Annotated in this window: 7 protein-coding genes and 1 pseudogene; 6 read left to right on the top strand and 2 right to left on the bottom strand. The window is 69.8% G+C overall.

The features are described 5' to 3' along the window. Together AruCF_RS29730 and ubiE are read right to left on the bottom strand one after the other, a co-directional pair. Nucleotides 1-212 (bottom strand): annotated as a pseudogene (locus AruCF_RS29730) (Tim44 domain-containing protein); the annotation flags it as partial. A gap of 179 nt (nucleotides 213-391) precedes the next feature. Further along, a complete protein-coding gene (gene ubiE / locus AruCF_RS01560; protein WP_049070942.1) occupies nucleotides 392-1,168 on the bottom strand; it encodes a bifunctional demethylmenaquinone methyltransferase/2-methoxy-6-polyprenyl-1,4-benzoquinol methylase UbiE in 777 nt (258 codons plus the stop codon). 161 nt (nucleotides 1,169-1,329) lie between these two features. Between ubiE and phoB the strand changes: the two genes are divergently transcribed. The 6 genes from phoB to AruCF_RS29725 form a co-directional block, all read left to right on the top strand. Further along, entirely contained in the window at nucleotides 1,330-2,028 is a 699-nt protein-coding gene (phoB, locus tag AruCF_RS01555) for a phosphate regulon transcriptional regulator PhoB (protein WP_006386862.1), read from the top strand. Nucleotides 2,029-2,040: 12 nt separating this feature from the next. Further along, entirely contained in the window at nucleotides 2,041-3,348 is a 1,308-nt protein-coding gene (gene phoR / locus AruCF_RS01550) for a phosphate regulon sensor histidine kinase PhoR (RefSeq protein ID WP_049070940.1), read from the top strand. A 64-nt stretch (nucleotides 3,349-3,412) separates the two neighbouring features. Further along, the gene (locus AruCF_RS01545; RefSeq protein ID WP_049070939.1) at nucleotides 3,413-4,099 is read left to right on the top strand and encodes a heavy metal response regulator transcription factor; all 687 of its coding nucleotides are present in this window, start codon (nucleotides 3,413-3,415) and stop codon (nucleotides 4,097-4,099) included. Then, entirely contained in the window at nucleotides 4,096-5,496 is a 1,401-nt protein-coding gene (locus tag AruCF_RS01540; protein WP_049070936.1) for a heavy metal sensor histidine kinase, read from the top strand. Before AruCF_RS01545 ends, AruCF_RS01540 begins: the two co-directional genes overlap by 4 nt. A 74-nt stretch (nucleotides 5,497-5,570) precedes the next feature. Continuing rightward, nucleotides 5,571-6,065: a cupredoxin domain-containing protein gene (locus tag AruCF_RS01535; protein ID WP_049070935.1), complete on the top strand. Its 495-nt coding sequence runs from the start codon at nucleotides 5,571-5,573 to the stop codon at nucleotides 6,063-6,065. An 18-nt stretch (nucleotides 6,066-6,083) separates the two neighbouring features. Continuing rightward, the coding region (locus tag AruCF_RS29725; protein ID WP_254431200.1) for a twin-arginine translocation signal domain-containing protein at nucleotides 6,084-6,169 on the top strand (86 nt) is incomplete at its 3' end.

Genomic DNA, 6,169 nt, shown 5'->3' with positions numbered 1-6,169 from the left:
GCCGGGGCCGCGGTGGCGCCCGCGGTGTTGCTGGCGGCGGTCGGCGGCGTGGTCGCCTGGCGCTGCTGGGTCACATTGGAGGATTGGCGGCCGACGCTGCTGCCGCCGCCGGCGCGGCGGGCTTCGGCGTCAAACGACGCCGTCACCAGCGCAGCGCCGGAGATGGCGATGAGCGCCGCGGCGACAAACCGCGAGAAACAGAATTTGGTCATGGATTTGCTCCCTCGTACCCGCGCTTCCCGCTGCCCCGAGCAGCGGAAAGCCGCACGGATCGTGCGGCCGTTCAGCGCGACTTTCTTACAATAATCTGAATGACGTAAGAATAACGGACAAGCCGTCGCCCCACAAGTTCCCCCGGGGCAAAGAAAAGCCGTATCGGACCCAGGGCAGGTCAGCCCAGGCGCACGCCCTCATGCAGGGCGGCGATGCCGGCCGTCAGGTTGAAGTACTGCACCCGCTCCAGGCCGGCGGTGCGCAGCATGTCCGCCAGGGTTTCCTGGTCGGGGTGCATGCGGATCGATTCCGCCAGGTAGCGGTAGCTGGCTTCGTCCTTGGCCACGGTCTTGCCCAGCCAGGGCAGCACGTTGAAGGAGTACCAGTCGTAGGCCGGCGCCAGCGGCTTGGCGATGCGGGAGAATTCCAGCACCAGCAGCTTGCCGCCCGGCTTGAGCACGCGGGTCATCTCGGCCAGCGCGCGGTCCTTGTGGGTCATGTTGCGCAGGCCGAAGGCCACGCTGACGCGGTCGAAATACCCCGTCGGGAACGGCAGGCGCTCGGCGTCACAGACAGCGGTGGGCACCAGCAGGCCGGCGTCGGCCAGGCGGTCGCGGCCGACCCGCAGCATGGAATCGTTGATGTCGGTCAGCCAGACCTCGCCGGTGGGGCCGGCGCGCTTGGCGAAAGCCTTGGCCAGGTCGCCGGTGCCGCCCGCGATGTCCAGCACCTTCATGCCGGGTCGGATGGCGGCGCGGCCGATGGTGAAGGCCTTCCAGACGCGGTGCAGGCCGGCCGACATGAAATCGTTCATGATGTCGTAGCGCTGCGCCACCGAATGGAAGACTTCGGCGACTTTGCGGGCTTTTTCGCTTTCCGGCACCGATTGGAAGCCGAAATGCGTCGATTGGGACGCGGAATCCGCGGAATGTTGCGATTCGGAGGGGTTTTGCATGGTGAATTCCCGATATATCGTCCAATGGTAGCCTATCGGGGCCCGCCGGATGCCGCCCGCGGGCGGCGCAAGGCACCCTGCGGTCACATACCTGAAATATTGCGGCCATACTATCGCAATGTTCGCGCCGCGCCGGCGCTCCGAAGCGTGCCCTATCCGCCATGTCCAGCACCATCCTCGTCGTCGAAGACGAACCCGCCATCCAGGAACTGATCGCCGTCAACCTGTCCTTCGCCGGCCACAAAGTGCTGCGCGCCTTCGACGCCGACCAGGCCCAGACGCTGATCCGCGCCGAGCTGCCCGACCTGATCCTGCTGGACTGGATGCTGCCCGGCACCTCCGGCCTGGCCATGGCGCGCAAGCTGCGCAACGACGAGCGCACCCGCGCCGTCCCGGTCATCATGCTGACCGCCAAGGGTTCCGAGCAGGACAAGGTCGACGGCCTCGAAGCCGGCGCCGACGACTACATCACCAAGCCCTTCTCGCCCAAGGAGCTGATGGCCCGCATCAAGGCCGTGCTGCGCCGCCGCGCGCCGCAGCTGACCGACGACGTGATCGACGTGGGCGGCCTCAAGCTGGACCCCGTCACGCACCGCCTGTCGGGCAACAGCCAGTCGCTGCAGATCGGCCCCACCGAATTCCGCCTGCTGCACTTCTTCATGACCCACCCGGAACGCGTGTTCTCGCGCTCGCAGCTGCTGGACCAGGTCTGGGGCGATCACGTGTTCGTCGAGGAACGCACCGTCGACGTGCACATCCGCCGCCTGCGCAAGGCGCTGGAGCCCAGCGGCCACGATGCGCACGTGGAAACGGTGCGCGGCAGCGGCTACCGGTTTACGGCACAGGTCCCGGCGCGGTAAAACACCCGCACGATGATCTGGCTGCGCACCCTTGTCCTGGTCGCCCTGTGGGCGGCGATCGCGCTATTGGCGCAATGGCTGATCGGCGACCCGGCGGGCTGGGCGCTGTTCAGCGCCGCGCTGGTCACCATGCTGCTGTGGCGCAGCTGGCGCCTGCACCTGGTGTCCCATTGGGCCCGGCACCCCGACACCTCCCCTCCCGCCTCGGTCGGCCCCTGGGACGACATCCTCGCCCCGCTGTACCGCTACACCCGGGCCCGCGCCCGCGAACTGGCCGAGACCCGCGACACCATGCAGGGCATGCTGGCGGCCGCCCAGGCGCTGCCGGACGGCGCGGTCACGCTCAATGAAGACTTCCAGATCGACTGGTGCAACCGCATGGCGCGCCAGCACCTGGGCCTGCGCCTGCCGGCCGATCGCGGCCACAACCTGCTGAACCTGCTGCGCGCGCCGGAATTCGTCGAATACGCCCACCGCGCCTCCTGGCCCGATCCGATCCTGGTGCGCCTGGGCCAGAACGGCCAGGAACGGCTGATGATGATGCAGCTGACGGCCTATGCCAGCAACCAGCGCCTGCTCATCACCCGCGACGTCACCCAGATCGAGCGCCTGGAGACCACCCGCCGCGATTTCGTCGCCAACGTCTCGCACGAACTGCGCACGCCGCTGACGGTGCTGGCCGGCTTCCTGGAAACGCTGCGCGACATGCCCGCCGACGCCCTGCCGCCCGAGCAGCGCGCGCAGTATCTGGACATGATGCACGAGCAGGCCCAGCGCATGCAGGCCATCGTCGAGGACCTGCTGACGCTGTCGACGCTGGAATCGTCGCCGGGCAGCGACCCGCGCGCGGTCAACATGGGCGCGCTGCTGCAGAAGGCGCGCCAGCAGATCGAGGCCCTGTCCGGCGGGCGCCATGTGATCGAATGGCACATCGACGAAACCCTGGACGTGCTGGGCGCCGAGACCGAGCTGACCTCGGCCCTGTCGAACCTGCTGACCAACGCCGTGCGCTACACGCCCGACGGCGGCACCATCACCGTGCGCTGGGAACGCGAGGCCGATGGCAGCGGCCGCTACAGCGTGCAGGACACCGGCATCGGCATTCCCGCCCGCCATATCCCGCGCCTGACCGAACGCTTTTACCGCGTCGACCGCGGCCGCTCGCGCGCCGTCGGCGGCACCGGGCTGGGGCTGGCGATCACCAAGCACATCGCCATGCGCCACGACGCCGAACTGTTCATCACCAGCGAACCCGGCAAGGGCAGCGTGTTCGCGCTGCGCTTCCCGCCCGACCGCATCGCCGTCGATCCGTCCGCCTGAAGCGGCGTCACGCCACGCGCGGGATCCGCGCCGCCATCGCGGCGCGGATGGTAAATTTCCCGCCATGCGCATCCTGGTCATCGAAGACGAACCCAAGTTGGCCGACTACCTCAAGAAAGGGTTGTCGGAGCAAAGCCACGTCGTCGACCTGGCGCGCGACGGCGTCAACGGCCTGCACCTGGCGCTGGAAGGCGCCTACGACCTGATCGTGCTGGACGTGATGCTGCCCGGCGTGGACGGCTTCGGCATCCTGGCCGCCGTGCGCGCCACCAAGGACACCCCGATCCTGATGCTGACCGCGCGCGACGCCGTCGAGGACCGCGTGCGCGGGCTCGAAGGCGGCGCCGACGACTACCTGGTCAAGCCCTTCGCCTTCTCCGAGCTGCTGGCGCGCGTGCAGGCCCTGCTGCGGCGCGGCCGTTCGCAGGAGCCCACCGTGTTCCGCCTGGCCGACCTGGAACTGGACCTGGCGCGGCGCAAGGTCGCGCGCGGCGGCCGGCGCCTGGACCTGACCGCCAAGGAATTCAACCTGCTGGCCCTGCTGCTGCGGCGCCAGGGCCAGGTGCTGTCGCGAACCACCCTGGCCGAGCAGGTCTGGGACATGAACTTCGACAGCGACACCAACGTCATCGACGTGGCCGTGCGGCGCCTGCGCAGCAAGCTGGACGACCCGTTCGAGGCCAAGCTGCTGCATACCGTGCGCGGCATGGGCTACGTGCTCGAATCGCGGCCGGAGCCCGCGCGCGAATGAAAGCGCCGCGCGTGCGCTCGATGCAGGCGCGCCTGACCCTGCTGCTGGGCGCCATCGCCCTGCTGGTTTCCAGCCTGGCCGGCGCCACCCTGTTCTGGGCCCTCAAGCGCGAGGTCGAACGCCAGGAGATCACCGAGGTCAGCGGCAAGCTGGAGCTCATCAACCACCTGATCGACATGCAGAACAACGCGCGCGGCCTGCACGACCTGGCCGCCACGTTCGACGACATGCGCACCGGCCAGAGCCAGCTGGGCATCTGGATCGTCGACGCGCAGGGGCATCCGGTCTACGGCGGCGACGCGCCCCTGACATTGCAGACGCTGCCCGACCGGCAGGTGCTGCTGCAACTGGCCGACGGCAGCCGCATGCGCGGCCTGCGCGTCGCGGTCGACGACCGCATCCTGCCGGGCGCGCAGCTTACCGTGGCGGTCAGCACCCGCACCAGCTCGCAGTTCCTGTACGCCTACGGCACCGCGCTGGCGCTGATCTGCGCGCTGTGGGTCGGCGCCACCGTGGTGCTGGCGGCCTGGGCGGTGCGCCGCAGCATGGCGCCCACCCGCCGCCTGTCGGAACAGGCCGCCCGCATCCAGCCCGACAACCTGGCCGTGCGCCTGCCGCTACGCGACACCGACCGCGAGCTGCACGAGCTGGTGCTGTCGTTCAACCGAACGCTGGAGCGCCTGCAGGCCGCCTACCAGCAGATGGAAGGCTTCAACGCCGACGTCGCGCACGAGCTGCGCACGCCGCTGGCCACGCTGATCAACGGCACCCAGGTGACCCTGTCCAGCGGCCGCGACGCGGCCGAGCTGCGCGATGCGCTGGAATCCAACCTGGAGACGCTGGAAGACCTGAAAACGCTGGTCAACGACATGCTGTTCCTGGCGCGCGCCGACCGTGGCGAACGCGCCGCCGACCTGGCGCCGGTATCACTGGCCGCCGAAGCCCGGCGCGTCGCCGACTTCTACGAGGCGGCGCTGGAATACCGCGGCGTCACACTGCGTTGCGACGGCGACGCCGTCGTCGCCGCCAATCCCGGGCTGGTGCGCCGCGCGCTGGCCAACCTGATCTCCAACGCCATCAAGGCCACGCCGCGCGGCGGCGAGATCGTGCTGGCCTGCCAGCCGCGGCCGGCCGGCGCGCGGGTCGAGGTGCGCAACCCCGGGGCGCCGATCCCCGAGGCCGACCTGCCGCGCATCTTCGACCGCTTCTTCCGCTCGGGCCAGGCGCGCGCGCCGCGCAGCGAGGGTCACGGGCTGGGCCTGGCGATCGTGCGCGCCATCGCCCGCATGCACGGCGGCGAGGTCGACGCGGCCTCCGGCCCCGGCGGCACCGTAGTCGGCATCACCCTGCGCGGGTCGGACCCGGACACCGCCGGCGGCCACATTACAAAGAAGTAATCTTCGCGACAGAACCGGGTCACCCCGGTTTTCCTAAAGTGCCCCTCATGGTCAACCCCCATCAAGGGAACAGCATGAACGGCACTTTGCTCCGCATCACCCAGATCACGGCCCTGGCCGCGCTGCTCGGCACCGGCACCGCCTTCGCGGCCGGCGCCCATGGCGAACACGCCGGCCACGCCATGCCGGCGGCCTCCGCCCCCATCGGCACGCCCGGCGACGCCGCCCGCGTCACCCGCAGCATCGACATCGACATGACCGACGCCATGCGCTTCACGCCCGCGCAGGTGCAGGTCAAGGCCGGTGAAACGGTGCGCTTCAACGTGCGCAACTCGGGCCGCATCCGCCACGAGATGGTGCTGGGCAGCGACGCCGACCTGCAGGCCCACTACGCCATGATGATGAAGGACCCCGGCATGCGCCACGAAGAGGCCAATGCCGTGTCGCTGGACGGCGGCAAGAGCGGCCAGATCGTCTGGAAGTTCGACCGCGCCGGCACCGTGTCCTTCGGCTGCCTGGAACCCGGCCACTACGCCGCCGGCATGAAGGGCGCGGTGTCGGTGCAGTAGCGCCGCCGCGGATCCGTCATGACAGCCTTCCCCATTCCCGCCCGCCGCCGCTTCGTGCAGGGGCTGGCCGCCGGCGGCGCGCTCGCGGCGCTGGGCCGCTGGCG

This window comes from Achromobacter ruhlandii, from assembly GCF_002082135.1.
Taxonomy (GTDB): Bacteria; Pseudomonadota; Gammaproteobacteria; order Burkholderiales; family Burkholderiaceae_B; genus Achromobacter; species Achromobacter ruhlandii.
Note: the sequence above shows the minus strand (reverse complement) of the source record. Positions and strands in the feature narration are given on the sequence as shown.

Coding starts and splice junctions, on each gene's coding strand:
- ubiE (WP_049070942.1), bottom strand. CDS start 1,168: ATGCAAAACCCCTCCGAATCGCAACATTCCGCGGATTCCGCGTCCCAA.
- phoB (WP_006386862.1), top strand. CDS start 1,330: ATGTCCAGCACCATCCTCGTCGTCGAAGACGAACCCGCCATCCAGGAA.
- phoR (WP_049070940.1), top strand. CDS start 2,041: ATGATCTGGCTGCGCACCCTTGTCCTGGTCGCCCTGTGGGCGGCGATC.
- AruCF_RS01545 (WP_049070939.1), top strand. CDS start 3,413: ATGCGCATCCTGGTCATCGAAGACGAACCCAAGTTGGCCGACTACCTC.
- AruCF_RS01540 (WP_049070936.1), top strand. CDS start 4,096: ATGAAAGCGCCGCGCGTGCGCTCGATGCAGGCGCGCCTGACCCTGCTG.
- AruCF_RS01535 (WP_049070935.1), top strand. CDS start 5,571: ATGAACGGCACTTTGCTCCGCATCACCCAGATCACGGCCCTGGCCGCG.